Genomic DNA, 15,061 nt, shown 5'->3' on the forward strand with positions numbered 1-15,061 from the left:
GGCGGCCAGAGGCGTGCTCCGAGCGTGGTCGCGCGCCGCCGCGCCGACCCCGGTCAGGTGCCGTCGGAGGCGGAGCGGCGGCGGACCACCGCGACCCTGCGGTACAGCTCGCCGGCCTCGGTGCCCCGGCCGAGCCGCTCCAGGCAGTGGGCCTCGTCGCCCTGGCCGGCCAGGGTGTCGGGGTGGTCCGGGCCGAGGATCTGCGCGCGCGTGGCGGTGATCCGCCGGTACTCCATGAGGGCCTCCGCCCAGCGGTCCAGCCAGCCCAGGGCGACCGCGACCTCGCGACGGCTGACGAGCGTGTCGGGGTGGGCGGGCCCCAGGGCCTGTTCGCGGAGCAGGCAGACGTCCCGCGCCTCGGCCAGGGCGTCCGCCCAGCGGCCGAGCCGTCCGAGGTTGACCCCGAGGCCGTGCCGGGCCCGGAGCGTCTCGGGATGGGTGGGTCCCTGGACGCGGCTGCGGTCCCCGATCAGCTCCCGGTACAGGCGCAGGGCGTCCGCGCTGCGGCCGAGGCGGCCGAGGCTGAGGGCGGTCTCGTAGCGGGCGGCGAGGGTGTCGGGGTGGTCGCCGCCGAGCACCCGCGCCCGGGTCTCGGCGACCTCGCGGTACAGGTGCAGCGCCTCCTCCCAGCGGCCCGACTGGCCCTGGGCGTAGGCGACTTCGCAGCGCGAGACCAGGGTGTCGGGGTGGTCGGGGCCGAGCACCCGGGCCCGCGCGGCGGCCACCTCCAGGGCCGTACGGCGGGCGTCCTCCAGGCGGCCGAGGCGGCCGAGGGTGCAGGCGAGGTTGTGGCGGCAGCGCAGGGTGTCGGGGTGGTCGGGGCCGATGGCGCGCACTCGCGCGGCCAGCACCTCGGCGTACACCTGGTGGGCCTCGAAGTGCCGGCCCAGCCGGCCCAGCGCGTAGGCCGTCTCCTGGCGGGCGGCGAGGGTGTCGGGATGGTCGGCGCCGAGCACGCGCGCCCTGGCCTGCGCGAGTTCCGTGTGGGCGGCCAGCGCCTCGGCGGCGCGGCCCGCGCGCAGGAGGGCGAAGGCGGTCTCGTAGCGGCTCGCCAAGGTGTCGGGGTGGTCGGGGCCGAGCAGCGCGGCGCGCTCGGCGGCCACGGCCCGGTGCGTGTCGCCGGCCTCGGCCCACCGGCCGAGGCCGGCCAGCCGGACGCCCTCGTGATGCCGTGCGGCGAGCGCCGCCAGGCGCTCCGCGGGAGGCGGGGCGGGCGCGGCGGGAAGCGCGGGCAGTGCCGTGGGCTGCGCGGGGAGCGCCGGTGTCGGCGGTCGTTCGTCCGCGGGCCCGCCGTGGCGGGCCGGGCCCTGGGGCGCAGCCGCCTGTGGATGGCCCTCCGAGCCCCTCGGGGGCGTCGCCGCCCACTGGCCCGACAGCATGGCCCCCGGGTCCGCGGGCAGCGCGCCGAGTCCGGTGCCGAGCGCCTTGTGGCCGGTGGTCATGCCCCGGGTCCAGGTCGGCAGGCGTGCCCCGGTGTCGGGGAGCGCGGGCCCTTCGGCCGTCACCGGCGCGCCCGCCCGGTGGCCACCCTGGAGCCGCCTGGCCAACTCCCGTGCGTCGTACGGCCGTTGCTCGGGCTGCTTGGCCAGCAGGCCCAGGATGACCTCATCGAGGTGGCCGGGCAGCTCCGGGCGCCGTTCGCGCGGGGGGCGGGGCGGCGTGTCTCGGTGGCCGACGAGGACCGCCCAGGCGTCCTCCAGGTCGAACGGCGGTGCGCCGGTGGCGATTTCGTACAGCACGCAACCCAGTGAGTACAGGTCGCTGCGCTGGTCGACCTCGCCGCCGGCGATCTGTTCCGGGGACATGTAGTGGGGGGTGCCGAGGGCCACGCCGGTGCCGGTCAGCCGGGTGGTGAAGCCGATGTCGTGGCCGAGGCGGGCGATGCCGAAGTCGCAGATCTTCACGGTGCCGTCGGTCGTCCGCACGATGTTGGCCGGCTTCAGGTCGCGGTGCACGACGCCCTGCCGATGGGTGTAGGCGAGGGCGGCGGCGACCTGGGCAGCGATGTCCAGGACCTCGTCCACGGGCAGCGGGTGCCCCTTGTTGTCCTGAAGCAGCCGGCTCAGGTCGCGGCCTTCGAGCAGCTCCATCACCAGGTACAGCACCCCGTCGGACTCGCCGAAGTCGTGGACGACGGTCACCCCGCGGTGGGACAGGGCGGCGGCCACCCGGGCCTCGCGGCGGAACCGCTCCCGCAGGACGCGGGTGAGGGACGGATCGCGGTACGGGCCGAGCGGTTCGAGGCACTTCACCGCGACCTGCCGGCCCAGGGACTCGTCCCGGGCCCGCCACACCTCGCCCATCCCGCCCCGCCCGATCAGGTCGAGCAGCCGGTACCGGCCCTGAATCAGTCTGTTCTCCCCCATAGCGATCCGCCGCCCCCGTCGCCGTCCGCCCCGCCGCCGGGAGGCCGTGACCGGACCGTCCCCGGCCGCACCGCGCCGGCCCGATCCGCGCCCCACCCCTCTGCTCGTCCAGTATGGCGCGCTATCGCCCCGCTTTGTACGGTGCCGGACGTGCCCCGGGGCCGAGCCTCTCCATGGCACGCAGGATGTGTTTGGGCGGCAGCTGCCAGCGCACACGTGCGGGAACGCGGCGCAGCAGCGTGCCCGTGGTCCGCAGTCTGCGGGTGACGACGGCGGGTGCGGGGGCCGGTCTGCCGTACAGCTCATGGGCGTACGGCGGCAGAGCGGCGTAGGCCAACTGCGCCACACGCCGCCACAGCACCTCGCGCGCCGGTACGAGGAGCGCGTGCGTCGGCGGGCGGAGCAGAAAGTCGTCCACGGTGCGTGCTTCGGGTCCCGCGGTCAGCTGCGGACGCGTCTTCTCGAAGTACGCGGCGAGTTCGGCCCGGCTCGCCGGTACGGTCCGCGGGTCGAGGCCCACCAGGCGTGCGCTGACCCGGTGTTCGGCCAGGTACCGGTCGGCCTGGGCGTCGGTGAGCGGGAATCCGGAGCGGCGCAGCACCTGCAGATAGGAGTCGATCTCCGCGCAGTGCACCCACAGCAGCAGCCCGGGTTCGTCGACGCCGTACCGTTCACCGGTGTCCGGGTCGGTCGCCGTCAGCATGCTGTGGATCTTGCGTACGCGGGCGCCGGCGTGCTCGGCGGCCTCGGTGGTGCCGTACGTCGTCGTGCCGACGAAGTTCGCGGTGCGCATGAGCCGGCCCCAGGCGTCGCGCCGGAAGTCGGAGTTCTGCATGACACCGCGGACCGCGCGCGGGTGCAGGGCCTGGAGATAGAGCGCACGGACGCCGGCCACCCACATCATGGGGTCGCCGTGCATCTGCCAGGTCACGGAGTCCGGCGTGAACAGGCCGGGGTCGCCCACGGCCTCAGACATGACCACCATCGCTGGATGTCGCCTCCCTGCCGCCGTCCCCCCCGCAGAACCTCTGCCCGGACTCGCGCCGCACCATTCCCGCGAGCCGCACGGACGGCTGCGGAGAGAGCGGGTGACATCGACGTGGTCGCCCCAGGCGGGCCGCGCCTTCGACATCGTTGTCGAAGGCGCGGCCCGCCTGGGGCGTGGGCCTACGGGACGCAGCGGGCCCCGAGGGGGCACCGGACGCCGGTGAAGGCGGTCGGCCTACGGCGCGTAGACGGCGTCACTGCCGTACAGCTCCCTGGTGAACGCGGAGACATCGGCGCTGCGATCGGCGCCGTCGAGGTTGTACGTCAGATAGACGCCGTACCCCTCACCGACCGTGCGGCGGGCGAGGTCGGCGGCAGTGCTCTGCGAGGTCCCGCCGATCTCGACGGCTGCCGGCGACAGCTTCGACTTGGGCAGTGCGATGCCGGGGACCTGCCAGGTGCCGTAGTACGGGTTCCAGGCGTAGTCGAACATGGACGACACGTCGACGCCGCCGTAGGACAGGCGCGACGCGGCCGGGCCGATGTCGTAGAGGCTGATGATCTTGTCCGGCATGTCGGCGCGCAGCGCCGACACCAGGTACACGAACGAGCTGTCGTTGGGCTGGCCGGTGCCGTTGTTGCCGTACTCGGCGTACTCGTCGTCGAAGTCGATGCCGTCGAGGCCGTACGTGGCCGCGGTGTCCGACAGTTGCTTCGCGAACGCCGAAGCCGCCTGCCGGGACGGGAAGTTGGCGAAGCCCGCACCCTGGTGGTTGCCGAGCACCGAGAGAACGACCTTGATGCCCTTCTGCTGCAACGGCCGTATCTGCGTGGCGGCGTTGTCGAGGACGCGTTGCACGTTCTCGTTGAAGTACAGCGTCGCCGCCTTCGTGCCCGTGTCGTAGTTGATGTTCGCCGCGAAGATCACGGCGACGTCGAAGACGTTGCCTTCACCGTTGGCGAGGGTGTACTTGCCTACGTTCAGCATGCTGTTGTTGTTGACCTCGACGTACGCCACCGAGGTCGGTCCTTGTTTCGCGCGAGCGGGGGCGGCTGCCGCGCCGGTCGTGGCGGTCGCGCCGCAGGCGAGGGCCGTGACGGCCGAGAGCGCGAGCACGGCCGTCCGTACTCTGCTCCGCACCAGAGTGAACATCGTCGATCGGTCTCCCATCGCATGGAGCGGCGCCCGGCCTGTGCCAAGCGCCGAGTGAGCCCCCCGATCTTTCCGCTCCCGTGACCGAATCCCCAGAACCGTGCGAGAACTCTTCACGACTCCCACGCACGGGGATCGGCATCGACGCGATCACTCCTCTTCGGCAAACCTCAGGTTGCACCCCTCACGGACGACTAACGTCGCACCCTCGGCATCCCGAGGCCGATCCAGGAGATGATCTCGCGCTGGATCTCGTTGTTGCCGCCGCCGAAGGTGAAGATGACCGCCGAGCGGTAGCCGCGCTCCAGTTCGCCGTGCAGGACCGCGCCGGCCGAGCCCTCCTTCAGCGGGCCCGCCGCCGCGACGATCTCCATGAGCCAGGCGTAGGCGTCCCGGCGGGCCTCGGAGCCGTAGACCTTGACGGCCGAGGCGTCCTGCGGGGTGAGCGAGCCGTCCTGGACGGCCGACACCATCTGCCAGTTGAGCAGCTTCATCGCGTCGAGCCGGGTGTGGGTGCGGGCCAGCAGCCGGCGCACCCAGGCCAGATCGGCGACCCGGCGGCCGTCGGCGAGCTTGGTCTCGCGCGCCCAGCGCTGCACGTCGTACAGCGCGCGGATCGCCATGGTGCCGTGCGCGGCGAGGGTGACGCGTTCGTGGTTGAGCTGGTTGGTGATCAGCCGCCAGCCCTGGTTCTCCTCGCCGACGCGCCGCGAGACGGGGACGCGGACGTCCTCGTAGTAGCTCGCGGTCGTGTCGTGGGAGGCGAGCGTGTTGATCACCGTGCAGGAGTAGCCCGGGTCGGAGGTCGGCACCAACAGCATGGTGATGCCCTTGTGCGGCGGGGCCGCGGGGTCGGTGCGCACGGCGAGCCACACCCAGTCCGCCGTGTCGCCGTTCGTCGTCCAGATCTTCTGCCCGTTGACGACGTACTGGTCGCCATCGCCTACGGCCCTGGTCCTCAGGGCGGCCAGGTCGGTGCCGGCGTCCGGTTCGCTGTACCCGATCGCGAAGTCGATCTCGCCGGAGAGGATGCGCGGCAGGAAGTAGCTCTTCTGCTCCTCGGTGCCGAAGCGCATGAGCGTCGGACCGACCGTGTTCAGCGCCATCAGCGGCAGGGGTACGCCGGCCTGCGCGGCCTCGTCGAAGAAGATGAACTGCTCCATCGCCGTCATGCCGCGCCCGCCGTACTGCTCGGGCCAGCCGACGCCGAGCCAGCCGTCCGCGCCCAGCCGGCGGATGGTGTCGCGGTAGAACCGCTTCTGCGCGGCCGGGTCGGCGTACCGGGCATAGGCGTTGTCCGGGACCAGCTGGGCGAAGTAGGCGCGCAGTTCGGCGCGCAGTCGCTGCTGCTCGGGCGTGTGGTCGAGGTGCACGGCGCCTCCAGGCTCCCCAAGGGCGGTCCTGACGGCGCACACCGTAGAACGTGTTTCAGAAATAGGGAATGACGTGCCCCGGGCGAATTCCCGGACCGGCGAAGCCGCCGCGGGGCGGCGAGGGCCGGCGAGGGCCGGCGAGGGAGCGTCAATGGGGTGACGGGAGGTCGCCGCACGTCGACCGCCGGTCACATATCGTGTCCGGTTCGTCCGGTTCTGGGCGGGGTATCCCTCACCTATGACTACCGCATCGACGCAGTTGGCCGCAGCGAGCGGCCTGATGAGCCTCGTCCTGTTCATCGTGGCCGTGGGCGTCCTGGCACTGCTCGCCGGCGGCTTCTGGATGAACTCCCGCGTCAAGTACAACGAGTCCCCCCGGCCGCGGCCCGAGGAACAGCCCAAACTGCCACCGGACGGCCCGGTGCGCGAAGTCCGGGAGAACAGGGAGTCCCAGGAGGTTCCCCAGACCCCCAAGGGCGGCCGCCCGCTCACCCCGTACGAGCTGACCAACATGGATTCCCGGCCGAGCGCCTCGAAGGAGCGTCCGCGCTGGAGCCGGGGTTCCAGCGGCTCCTTCGGTGGCGGCGGACTCGGCGCCCACTGAATCCGACCCCGTCCGGCCCGGCCCGCGCCGGACCGCCCCACGCCCCCGGGAGTCGTTCCGCACGGCTGGGAACAGCTAGGAATCCTTCCGGACGGCGTCCAGGCGGCCGACGCGGGCCACGTTCTGCCGGTCCTCGGGATCCTGGCTGGGCTCGCCCGCGAACCAGGCGTCCAGGATCTCCTTCAGCAGCGGCTGCGAGGTCAGGCGCAGGCTCAGCGCGAGGACATTGGCGTCGTTCCAGCGGCGCGCGCCGTCCGCCGTGACGGCGTCCGCGCACAGCGCCGCGCGGACGCCGGGCACCTTGTTGGCCGCGATGGAGGCGCCGGTGCCGGTCCAGCAGCACACCACCGCCTGATCGGCTGCGCCGTCGGCCACGTCCTGGGCGGCCGCCGCCGAGCAGGCCGCCCACTGTGCGTCGGCGCCGGGCCGCAGGGCGCCGTACGTCATTACCTCATGGCCGCGGCGGCGCAGCTCGGCGAGGAGGAGCCGGGCCACGGGCTCGTCCATGTCGGAGGAGACGGAGATCCGCATACCGGTGAGCGTAGTGCCTGCGGCGCGGGGCAGAGGTGCCGGTCACGGCGCGGGGCGCCCGGTCGCGGCAGCGGCTCCGCACCCCTGGAGCGCGGGGCGTCACGAGGGGGAGCCGGTCACCGTCCGGTGGAGGTGTTCGAGCGCGTCGAGCAGCACCGAGCGGTGGTACCAGCTCAGCCAGGCCGCCGTGTCGGCGGCGAGCACATCGAGGGCCTCGGCCTCGGCCGGGGTCGGCCGGTGCCCGGCGTCCGGCCGGTGCAGGGTGATCACGCCGGTGCAGGAGCCGGCCGGGGACAGCACCGGGACGCTCAGCAGGGCGCCCGTGCCCGTGGTCAGCAGGACGCGCCGGGACTCCTCGGACAGCAGCGCGTCGTCGGCCACGTCGGGCACGCAGACCTGGCGGCCGCGCAGCCGGGCCACGGCATCGGCGGTGCCCTCGTCGCGACCGCGCACGAGGTGGTCGAGGAACGGGTCCGAGCAGCCGCGGTGGGTCTCCAGCACGAGGGCGTTCACGGCCGGGTCGACGAACCGCACGTACCCGGCGGACGCACGTCCGGCGGTCAGCGCCTCGTGCAGCACGGCCTCGATCATGCGGCGCCGGTAGCGGGGGTCGCGGTCCTCGCGCGCGAGGATCCGCATCTGCGGTACGGGCAGCGGGCGCCGGCCCGGGAACCACACGGTGCCCTGCGGGGGCCGGGCCACCACCACGGCGGAGACCAGGACGCGCAGCGGCACGTTGAACCGCTGCGAGGTCTCGCGCAGCGCCCGGAAGGCCAGCCCGGAGTCCGGCAGGCCGTAGCGGACCATGAGCACGCCCTGCGCCATGCCGATGACCGGGGCGGTACGCACCCGGTCGCGCAGTGCCCGGACCTCCTTGCGCAGGTCCTCGTAACTGGGCCGCAGCGGATCGGTCATCTGCGAGCGCCAGGCGGGCAGGTCCTCCGCGCGGGAGGCGGCGCGGGCCAGCTCCCGCAATGCCTCGTCGAGGGTGGCGTAGAGCCGGACACCGTCGAGACGGGCCAGGTGCACCGCCTCGCGCACACCCGGCCGGGCGCGGACGATGATCAGGTCCGGGCGTCCGGTGCGCGAGCGGGTCGTCTCGCTGAGCGTGTGCAGCACGGCGGCGCCCCCGAGCTGCACGTGCGCCATGTCGAGGACCGGCCGCAGGCCCGCGCGGTCCGCCTGCTCCAGGTGGCCGCGCAGCTCCGCCGACCAGGCCTGTGCCCCCGCGGCGTCGAGACTGCCGGAGATGCGCAGCAGCAGTGCCGCCTCGGCGGGCAGTCCGTCGACGACGGACGACTCGATGACGAGCGGGGCCGGGGGTGCGGACGGGCCGGAGGAGGGATTCATGGCATCACCCGGACAGGACATGGCGCGGCGTTCGAGCGGCCTCGTGGCGACCCCCTTCGGGCTCGCCGGGAGTCGAGGACGTGCGGGGCGCACGCCGTCATGGCGCACCCCCGGGCACGGGGCAGCCGACCGTTTTCCATGGGGATCGGGCTTCCTGCGTGGGGAGGGATCAGCCAGCCGCGTCTTGACCGGTGCTTCACTGTGCCTCCGGCCCGCGCCCGACGCAACGATTCGCCTCGGGTGTGTCGCACCGCCTTCGGCGCGGCCGGTACACCGCCGTACGGGTGAGGTTCGGCGGTCGGCTCCGGCCCTGTGCACCTGCCGGCGCCCGAGCCGCGGCGACGGCGGCCCGTGCCCGCCCATCGCTCCGGCGCGGCTCGGAGGCCGCCCCGTCCACCGGCCCGGGGACACCCGTGCCGTCGGTCGGCTAAACGCGGGGCGCAGCACGAGCCGAACGCCCTCACCCCGACCCCGTGTTGTACGGCGACACGCTCCCGGTCCGGCACGGCCCGCGCGGCGGCAGCGGCCCGGAGGGGCAGCCGTTCGAGTGAACAGCCGTGCGGGCCCGCGAGCCCCGCAGACTCGACAAATGCGGGTCCGCCGGGCTTTTGCCGCCCTCGCGGTGAGCCGTGCGAAGTGGCAACCCGCCGAGGGCCGACCCAAACTGAAGCGGGTGCTTCCTGATCAGGAACAGGGAACGCGCCACGAGCTTCGGTGATGCCGTCTTCGACGGCCGCTTCCTGCGGGAGATCGAATGGTGGAGCAGTCGTCCGAGGAATGTATATCCGCGCCGAACAAGGTCGTCGTCACATGGCGAAGCGGTTCCGAACCGGCGGCGACGGATACCGAGACGGACACCGAGAGGGATACCGAGACGGATATCGAGAGGGAACTCTCGGACGTTCTCGCTGACGTCCTGGGGACCGAACGCATTCTGCCCGACGGCCACTTCTTCACCGACCTCGGCGCCAACTCGCTGGTCATGGCCCAGTTCTGCGCACGGGTCAGAAAGAGAGCCGATCTGCCGTCCCCGTCCATGCGGGACATCTACCGGCATCCCACGGTCCGAGGCCTGGCCGCGGCCCTCACGGAGCCCGCCTCGGACTCTTCCGGCCCGGCCGTTCCCCTGGTGCCGGTGACCGTGGCGCAGCCGACGCCCTCGGCCGCGCCGACGCGGACGAGCAGATGGAGCCATGTTCTCTGCGGGGCGTTCCAGTGTCTGTTCTTCCTCGGATACTCCGTGGTCGCCGGCTTCGTCACCGCGCTCGGCTACGAATGGATCGCCACCGGTTCGGGCCTGACCGGCATCTATCTTCGGTCGCTGCTCTTCGGGGACATCGCGTTCACCGTGATGTGCGCCGTGCCGGTCATCGCCAAATGGGTCCTCGTCGGGCGCTGGAAACCCGGTGAGTTCCCGGTGTGGGGCCTGGCCTATCTGCGCTTCTGGCTCGTCAAGGTGATGCTCCACGCGAATCCGATCGTCCTTCTCTCCGGAAATCCGTTGTACGTGGCGTATCTCCGGCTGCTCGGTGCGCGGATCGGCAAGGGGGTGACGATCCTCTCCCACTCCGTGCCGGTCTGCACCGACCTGCTCACGATCGGTGCCGGCACGGTGATCCGCAAGGACTCGTTCCTGCTGTGCTACCGGGCCCACGCGGGGCGGATCCAGACCGGCCGGGTCGTGCTCGGCCGCGATGTGTTCATCGGCGAGAAGTCGGTGCTGGACATCGACACCTCGATGGGTGACGGCGCCCAACTCGGTCACGCCTCCGCGCTGCACCGCGGCCAGGCGGTGCCGGACGGCGCGCGCTGGCACGGTTCTCCCGGGCAGCCCACGGACGTCGACCACGTACGCGTCGCACCCGCCCGGTGCGGCACGGCGCGCCGGACCTGGTTCGCCCTGACCACGCTGGCCCAACTGTTCTTCCTGTACATTCCGTTGGGCGTCGGCGGGATCTACATGCTGTTCACCGAGGTGCCGGCCATCGGACGGCGACTCGACCCGGCGACCCTCGCGCTGACGCCGGCGGAACTGGTCTCGGACGCGCTGACGGTCTCCCTCGTGGTGTTCTTCTGCGGCCTGGCCGTCGGCCTCCTCGTGCTGTGCACCGTGCCACGGCTGCTGAACCTGGCCGTCAAGCCGGATCGGGTCTATCCGCTCTACGGATTCCACTACGCGGTGCAGCAGGCGACGGCGCGCCTGACGAACGTGAAGTTCTTCGCCTGGCTGTTCGGGGACAGCTCCTACATCGTGCACTACCTGCGGGGCATCGGATACGACCTGTCACGGGTGGAGCAGACCGGTTCGAACTTCGGCACCGAGGTCCAGCAGGACAACCCGCTCCTGGTCACCGTCGGCACCGGAACGATGGTCGCCGACGGACTCTCCGTCATCAACGCGGACTTCTCCAGCACGTCGTTCCGGGTGTCCCGGACGACCATCGGTCCGCACAACTTCCTGGGGAACAACATCGCCTATCCCCCGGACGGCAGGACGGGCGACAACTGCCTGCTCGCGACGAAGGTGATGATTCCGCTCGACGGCGAGGTCCGGGAAGGTGTCGGGCTGCTCGGTTCGCCCTGCTTCGAGATTCCCCGGTCGGTGGAGCGCGACACGCGCTTCGACGACCTCAGGAGCGGCGACGTCCTGCGCCGCCGGCTCGCGGCGAAGAACCGCTACAACCTTCGTTCCATGGCCCTCATGCTGGGCGCGCGTTGGCTGCACACGTTCGCGCTCACCCTCCTCGGGCTCACCGCGGTGGACCTGTACGGCCTGCTCGGACATGTGGTGATCGCCGCGTATCTGGCGCTGGCCCTCGCGTTCTCCACCCTCTACTTCGTCCTGCTGGAACGCTGCGCCATGAGGTTTCGCAGGCTGCGGCCGCAGCTGTGCTCCATCTACGACCGGGAGTTCTGGAAGATCGAGCGCGTGTGGAAGGTCCCGGACCACTACCTCGAACTCTTCAACGGGACCCCCTTCAAGGCTCTCGTCTGGCGGATGCTGGGCGTGCGCGTCGGCAGCAGGGTCTTCGACGACGGTTGCTACGTGACCGACCGCACGCTCGCCACCATCGGCGACGACTGCACCCTGAACGCCGGAAGCAAGATCCAGTGCCACTCGCAGGAGGACGGCACCTTCAAGTCCGCCGAGTCCGCGCTCGGCACCGGCTGCACGCTGGGCGTGGCCGCCCATGTGCACTACGGCGTGACGTTGGGCGACGGAGCCGTACTGGCCTGCGACGCCTTCCTGATGAAGGGCGAGGAGGTCCCGCCGTACGCCTACTGGGGCGGCAACCCGGCCGTGGACATGGCACCGGCCCCGGGCTCGCCGGTCGGCGACGGCCGGGCCACATCACCGAATGCGGCTGACGCCCCCGTGGCGACCGCGACTTGAGGAAGGACGTGCGATGGGAGCGCGGGTCGATGAGGACCGGGAGTTCTGGCGGACGGCGCTGACGTCCGGCGGCGGCACGGCGGTGCCCCGGTGGGCCGGGGAGCCGGCCCCGGGCACGGCGGAGGCCGAGGCGCGGGTGCCCGACGACGTGGCGGCCGCGGTGCACCACCTGGTGCGGCAGCTGGGGGTGCCGGTCAGTGCCCTGCTGCTGGCCGCCCATGCCAAGGTGCTGGCCGCGCTGTCCGGCGAGCGGGAGGTGGTGACGGGATACGCCGCCGGAGTGCGGGGCGAACCGCTGCCCTGCCGGCTGTCCGTGCCCCCGGCGTCCTGGCGCGCGCTGGTGACGACCGCGCAGCACGCCGAGGCGAAGGTGCTGGCGCACCGGGAGTTCCCGGTGGACGAGCTGCGCCGGGAACTGGAACTCGTCGAGCCGTCGTACGAGATCGTGTTCGGCCCGATGGAAGCCGAGGACGCGTCGGTGGCGGGCGGCGTCCTGCAGGTGCGCTGGTGCGAGAGCGGCGGGCGGCTGATGCTGCGTCTGCGCCACCGCACCGATGTGCTGGACGCCGCCGCTGCGGCCCGGATCGCCGACTACCATCTGACGGCGCTTCGGCTGATGACGGCCGACGTGGACGCCGAGCACACACGACAGAGCCTGCTGTCCCCGGACGAGGTGCGCGAGCAGCTCGAAGGGCTGGCCGGGCCGCGCCGTCCACTGCCGGACGCGCGGGCGCACGAACTGTTCGAGCAGCGCGTGCGGGCGCATCCGGACGCGGTGGCGGCCGTGCACGGCACACGGGAGTGGACGTACGCGGAGCTGAACGCGCGCGCCAACCGGCTGGCGCGGGCGCTGCTGGCGCGCGGGCTGGGCCGAGAGGGCGTGGTGGCGGTGGTCACCGAACGCGGTCTGGACTGGCTGGCCGCGACCCTCGCGGTGTTCAAGGCGGGCGGCGCGTATCTGCCCATCGAGCCCCACTTCCCGGCCGGCCGCATCCGGACAACGTTGTCGCGCGCCGGGTGCCGGCTGGTCCTGACCGAGTCCGGCAGCACCGGCACCCTCGACGAGGCGCTGGCCACGCTGCCCGGCACCGAGAGGCTGCTGATCGAGGCGGCGTACGAGGAACCGCACGCCGCGGACGACCTCGGGCTGGCTGTCGACGCCGATCAACTGGCCTACCTGTTCTTCACGTCCGGCTCCACGGGCGAGCCGAAGGGCGCGATGTGCGAGCACGCGGGGATGCTCAACCACCTCTACGCCAAGATCGACGACCTGGGGATCGGCGAGGGCTCGGTGGTGGCGCAGACCGCCCCGCAGTGCTTCGACATCTCGCTGTGGCAGCTGGTGTCGGCCCTGCTGGTGGGCGGACGGACGCTGCTGATCGGCCAGGACGTGGTGGTCGACGTGCAGCGCTTCCTCGACACGCTGGTCCGGGGCCGGGCACAGGTGGCCCAGGTCGTGCCCTCCTATCTGGAGGTCGTGGTCTCGTACCTGGAACGGCACCCCCGTGAGCTGCCGGACCTCAGGTGCGTGTCGGTGACCGGCGAGGCGCTGAAACGGGAGCTGGTCCAGCGCTGGTTCGCGATCCGGCCGGGGATCACCCTGGTCAACGCCTACGGGCTGACGGAGACGTCGGACGACACCAACCACGAGGTCATGGACCGGGTGCCCGAGCGCGTCCTGCTGGGGCGAGCCGTCAACAACGTGCACGTCCTCGTCGTGGACGAGCAGCTGTCGCTGGTGCCCCTCGGCGCCCCCGGGCTGATCGCGTTCTCCGGTGTCTGCGTGGGCCGCGGGTACGTCAACGATCCCGAGCGGACCCGCGAGTGCTACCGCGAGGACCCGTACCGGCCGGGTGAGCGGCTCTACCTCGGCGGCGACTGGGGGCGCTGGCACCCGGGCGGCAAGCTGGAGTTCCTCGGCCGCCGGGACAGCCAGGTCAAGATCCGCGGCTTCCGGATCGAGATCGGTGAGATCGAGAACACCCTGCTGCGGGTGCCCGGTGTGCGCGACGGAGCGGTGGTCGCCGTCGAGCGAGCCGGCGGGAACACCCACCTGATCGCCTTCCACTCGGGCGACCGTCAGGAGTCCGGGGTGCTGCGGGAGGCGCTGGCCGCCGTCCTGCCCGGATACATGGTCCCCTCCGCCTTCCACTGGCAGCCCACGCTGCCGCTGACCGCGAACGGCAAGATCGACCGCAAGGCCCTGACCGCGCTGGCCGAGCGGACGGCGGCGTCCGCCCGCGACGACGGCGCCCGGGACCAGGACGGCGCCCCGCTCACCCCGACCGAGCGCAAGCTCGCGGCCGCCTTCGCCGAACTGCTGGGCGTCCCCGAGCACCGGATCGGCCGGCACGACCACTTCTTCGACTCCGGTGGCACCTCCCTGTCGGCCGTGCGGCTCACCATCGCCCTCGACCGTGCCGTCTCGCTGAAGGACATCACGCGGCACCCGGTCCTCGCCGATCTGGCCACCCTCCTCGACGGCACGGCCCGCCGCCGACCCGACCTGCTGCAGCCGCTGTCGCGGGCCGACGGCGTGCCGGAGTGCGCGCTGGTGTGCTTCCCGTACGCGGGCGGCAACGCGGTCAACTACCAGCCGATGGCGAGCGCGTTGGCCGGCCACGGCACGGCGGTCCTCGCGGTCGACCTGCCCGGTCATGACCTGGCCGCCCCGCAGCAGCCGTTCGCGTCGATCGCACAGGTCGCCGAGCGGGTCGCCGAGGAGATCAGCGCGCGCGGCCTGACCCGGGTCATGGTGTGGGGCCACTCCTCCGGCGCCGCGCACGCGTTCGAGACGGCCAGGAGGCTCCAGGAGCGCGGGGTGGACGTGGCGCGCGTGTTCCTCGGCGCGCAGTTGATCGGCACCGCCGACGCCCGGCGCGCCGCGCTCGACGAACTGTCCGGCCTGAGCGACGCCGAGATCGCCGCACGGCTGGCGCAGGACGGCGGCCACACCGAACTCGCGGAGCTGAGCGAACGGCACGCCGAGCACATCGCGGCCGCCTACCGGCACGACTGCGCGTCCGCCCACCGGTACTTCCGCGCCGCCCTGAAGACGGCGCCGCCGGTGAAGCTGTCCGCGCCCGTCTCGGTGGTCGTCGCCGCCGACGACCCGCACACGGCCGGGTACGCCGAGCGCCACCGGGACTGGCTGCTCCTCGCCGACCAGGTGGAGCTGTACGAAATCGCCGACGGCGGCCACCACTTCCCGCGGACCCGTCCCGTCGAGGCCGCACGGGCGGTCCTGGGCACCGTGGTCCCCCTGTCCTCCCCCTGAGCCTCCCGATCCCGCAGTACGGACGG

9 protein-coding genes are annotated in these 15,061 nt (G+C 72.5%); 3 read left to right on the plus strand and 6 right to left on the minus strand.

What is annotated here, in order from left to right:
• Nucleotides 1–53: 53 nt before the first annotated feature.
• From AQI95_RS13435 to AQI95_RS13450, 4 genes are all read right to left on the minus strand, one after another.
• On the minus strand, nt 54–2,366 hold the full coding sequence (locus AQI95_RS13435) for a serine/threonine-protein kinase (protein WP_067121948.1): 2,313 nt from the start codon (nt 2,364–2,366) through the stop codon (nt 54–56).
• A gap of 121 nt (nt 2,367–2,487) precedes the next feature.
• Complete coding sequence (locus AQI95_RS13440; protein ID WP_067123046.1) at nt 2,488–3,342, minus strand: oxygenase MpaB family protein; 855 nt, start codon at nt 3,340–3,342, stop codon at nt 2,488–2,490.
• A gap of 246 nt (nt 3,343–3,588) precedes the next feature.
• The gene (locus AQI95_RS13445) at nt 3,589–4,506 is read right to left on the minus strand and encodes an endo-beta-N-acetylglucosaminidase H (RefSeq protein ID WP_067121951.1); all 918 of its coding nucleotides are present in this window, start codon (nt 4,504–4,506) and stop codon (nt 3,589–3,591) included.
• A 194-nt stretch (nt 4,507–4,700) separates the two neighbouring features.
• Complete coding sequence (locus AQI95_RS13450; RefSeq protein WP_067121954.1) at nt 4,701–5,879, minus strand: acyl-CoA dehydrogenase family protein; 1,179 nt, start codon at nt 5,877–5,879, stop codon at nt 4,701–4,703.
• Nucleotides 5,880–6,117: 238 nt separating this feature from the next.
• On the opposite strand from AQI95_RS13450, the gene AQI95_RS13455 reads away from it, so the two are divergent.
• Nucleotides 6,118–6,483 (plus strand): DUF6479 family protein, encoded by a 366-nt coding sequence (locus tag AQI95_RS13455; RefSeq protein WP_067121959.1) that lies wholly within the window; start codon nt 6,118–6,120, stop codon nt 6,481–6,483.
• Nucleotides 6,484–6,558: 75 nt separating this feature from the next.
• Here AQI95_RS13455 and AQI95_RS13460 read toward each other — a convergent pair whose 3' ends face one another.
• Both AQI95_RS13460 and AQI95_RS13465 read right to left on the minus strand, forming a co-directional pair.
• Nucleotides 6,559–7,014 carry an RpiB/LacA/LacB family sugar-phosphate isomerase gene (locus tag AQI95_RS13460; protein WP_067121962.1) on the minus strand — a complete coding sequence of 152 codons (456 nt, stop codon included), beginning with the start codon at nt 7,012–7,014 and terminating at the stop codon, nt 6,559–6,561.
• Nucleotides 7,015–7,113: 99 nt separating this feature from the next.
• The gene (locus tag AQI95_RS13465) at nt 7,114–8,364 is read right to left on the minus strand and encodes an ANTAR domain-containing protein (protein ID WP_067121965.1); all 1,251 of its coding nucleotides are present in this window, start codon (nt 8,362–8,364) and stop codon (nt 7,114–7,116) included.
• A 754-nt stretch (nt 8,365–9,118) separates the two neighbouring features.
• Between AQI95_RS13465 and AQI95_RS13470 the strand changes: the two genes are divergently transcribed.
• Both AQI95_RS13470 and AQI95_RS13475 read left to right on the plus strand, forming a co-directional pair.
• The gene (locus AQI95_RS13470) at nt 9,119–11,758 is read left to right on the plus strand and encodes a Pls/PosA family non-ribosomal peptide synthetase (protein ID WP_079071239.1); all 2,640 of its coding nucleotides are present in this window, start codon (nt 9,119–9,121) and stop codon (nt 11,756–11,758) included.
• 13 nt (nt 11,759–11,771) lie between these two features.
• Nucleotides 11,772–15,035, plus strand: a complete 3,264-nt coding sequence (locus AQI95_RS13475) for a non-ribosomal peptide synthetase (protein ID WP_067121968.1) — start codon at nt 11,772–11,774, stop codon at nt 15,033–15,035.
• Nucleotides 15,036–15,061: the final 26 nt, after the last annotated feature.

It is taken from the genome of Streptomyces yokosukanensis, from assembly GCF_001514035.1.
Lineage (GTDB): Bacteria > Actinomycetota > Actinomycetes > Streptomycetales > Streptomycetaceae > Streptomyces > Streptomyces yokosukanensis.

What these genes read in the sequence shown, in the direction of transcription:
- AQI95_RS13440 (WP_067123046.1), bottom strand. Translation starts at nt 3,342, where the DNA reads ATGTCTGAGGCCGTGGGCGACCCCGGCCTGTTCACGCCGGACTCCGTG.
- AQI95_RS13475 (WP_067121968.1), top strand. Translation starts at nt 11,772, where the DNA reads ATGGGAGCGCGGGTCGATGAGGACCGGGAGTTCTGGCGGACGGCGCTG.
- AQI95_RS13435 (WP_067121948.1), bottom strand. Translation starts at nt 2,366, where the DNA reads ATGGGGGAGAACAGACTGATTCAGGGCCGGTACCGGCTGCTCGACCTG.
- AQI95_RS13465 (WP_067121965.1), bottom strand. Translation starts at nt 8,364, where the DNA reads ATGAATCCCTCCTCCGGCCCGTCCGCACCCCCGGCCCCGCTCGTCATC.
- AQI95_RS13460 (WP_067121962.1), bottom strand. Translation starts at nt 7,014, where the DNA reads ATGCGGATCTCCGTCTCCTCCGACATGGACGAGCCCGTGGCCCGGCTC.
- AQI95_RS13445 (WP_067121951.1), bottom strand. Translation starts at nt 4,506, where the DNA reads ATGTTCACTCTGGTGCGGAGCAGAGTACGGACGGCCGTGCTCGCGCTC.
- AQI95_RS13455 (WP_067121959.1), top strand. Translation starts at nt 6,118, where the DNA reads ATGACTACCGCATCGACGCAGTTGGCCGCAGCGAGCGGCCTGATGAGC.
- AQI95_RS13470 (WP_079071239.1), top strand. Translation starts at nt 9,119, where the DNA reads ATGGTGGAGCAGTCGTCCGAGGAATGTATATCCGCGCCGAACAAGGTC.